The organism is Bacillus badius NBRC 15713 (genome assembly GCF_001591605.1).
Lineage (GTDB): Bacteria > Bacillota > Bacilli > Bacillales > Domibacillaceae > Pseudobacillus > Pseudobacillus badius.
On record NZ_BCVF01000099.1, the window covers coordinates 1 to 1,586 of the forward strand.

1 rRNA gene is annotated in these 1,586 nt (G+C 53.0%); it reads right to left on the reverse strand.

The features are described from left to right. Positions 1 to 1,586 (reverse strand): 23S ribosomal RNA (locus tag BBA02S_RS19875); the annotation flags it as partial.

A 1,586-nucleotide genomic window follows, 5' to 3' on the forward strand; every position in this document is an offset into this window, starting at 1 on the left:
AAATTTCCCTCGCCGTCACAGCTCCGCCTTGATGGTGACGGGATTTGCCTCGTCACCGGCCTAACTGCTTGGACGCACAACCAACTGTGCGCTTGCCCTATCCTCCTGCGTCCCCCCATTGCTCAAATGGTGAAGAGGTGGTACAGGAATATCAACCTGTTGTCCATCGCCTACGCCTGTCGGCCTCGGCTTAGGTCCCGACTAACCCTGAGAGGACGAGCCTTCCTCAGGAAACCTTAGGCATTCGGTGGAAGGGATTCTCACCCTTCTTTCGCTACTCATACCGGCATTCTCACTTCTAAGCGCTCCACAAGTCCTTCCGGTCTTGCTTCACCGCCCTTAGAACGCTCTCCTACCACGGACACCATAAGGTGTCCATCCACAGCTTCGGTGATACGTTTAGCCCCGGTACATTTTCGGCGCAGAGTCACTCGACCAGTGAGCTATTACGCACTCTTTAAATGGTGGCTGCTTCTAAGCCAACATCCTGGTTGTCTAAGCAACTCCACATCCTTTTCCACTTAACGTATACTTGGGGACCTTAGCTGGTGGTCTGGGCTGTTTCCCTCTTGACTACGGATCTTATCACTCGCAGTCTGACTCCCAAGGATAAGTCTTTGGCATTCGGAGTTTGTCTGAATTCGGTAACCCGAGGGGGGCCCCTAGTCCAAACAGTGCTCTACCTCCAAGACTCTTCCCTTGAGGCTAGCCCTAAAGCTATTTCGGAGAGAACCAGCTATCTCCAGGTTCGATTGGAATTTCACCGCTACCCACACCTCATCCCCGCACTTTTCAACGTGCGTGGGTTCGGGCCTCCAGTAAGTGTTACCTTACCTTCACCCTGGACATGGGTAGATCACCTGGTTTCGGGTCTGCGACCTCATACTCATGCGCCCTATTCAGACTCGCTTTCGCTGCGGCTCCGCCTTTTCGGCTTAACCTCGCATGAAATCGCAACTCGCCGGTTCATTCTACAAAAGGCACGCCATCACCCATAAACGGGCTCTGACTACTTGTAGGCACACGGTTTCAGGTTCTCTTTCACTCCCCTTCCGGGGTGCTTTTCACCTTTCCCTCACGGTACTGGTTCACTATCGGTCACTAGGGAGTATTTAGCCTTGGGAGATGGTCCTCCCGGATTCCGACGGAATTTCACGTGTTCCGCCGTACTCAGGATCCACTCTGGAGAGAACGAAGTTTCGGCTACAGGATTGTTACCTTCTCTGATGGGCCTTTCCAGACCTCTTCACCTACTCCGTTCTTTTGTAACTCCGTATAGAGTGTCCTACAACCCCAGAAGGCAAGCCTTCTGGTTTGGGCTGTTCCCGTTTCGCTCGCCGCTACTCGGGGAATCGCGTTTGCTTTCTCTTCCTCCAGGTACTTAGATGTTTCAGTTCCCCGGGTGTGCCTTCTCCTGCTCTATGAATTCAAGCAGGGATACTGTTCCATTACGAACAGTGGGTTTCCCCATTCGGAAATCTCCGGATCAATGCTTACTTACAGCTCCCCGGAGCATATCGGAGTTAGTCCCGTCCTTCTTCGGCTCCTAGTGCCAAGGCATCCACCGTGCGCCCTTTCTAACTTAA